1 protein-coding gene is annotated in these 309 nt (G+C 62.1%); it reads left to right on the forward strand.

The features are described from left to right. On the forward strand, positions 1–309 hold a 309-nt coding region (locus tag P0G09_RS17835; RefSeq protein ID WP_275253336.1), incomplete at both ends, for a Mur ligase domain-containing protein.

Here is a 309-nt window from a genome sequence, read left to right on the forward strand (position 1 = left end):
CTGCCGTCCAGCACATCGCTGCCGGACGGCAGCATCATCCGCTCGGAGCGGGAGATGGGCGTGAAGGTCAGCCTGGGTCATGCTGCGGACAACGAGATCGGCTCTGACCTGGTGGTCTACTCTGCCGCCATTGCCAAGGACAACGTGGAGCTGAACGCTGCCGCTTCCTATGGCATCCCCACTGTGGAGCGCAGTGTTCTGCTGGGCTATGTGAGCCGCCTGTACAAGGACAGCATCTGCGTTTCCGGCACCCAAGGCAAGACCACCACAACTTCCATGATCACCACCGCACTGGAGCTGGCAGGCCGT

Origin of the sequence: Faecalibacterium sp. DFI.5.82 (assembly GCF_029076575.1) — a bacterium.
Lineage (GTDB): Bacteria > Bacillota > Clostridia > Oscillospirales > Ruminococcaceae > Faecalibacterium > Faecalibacterium duncaniae.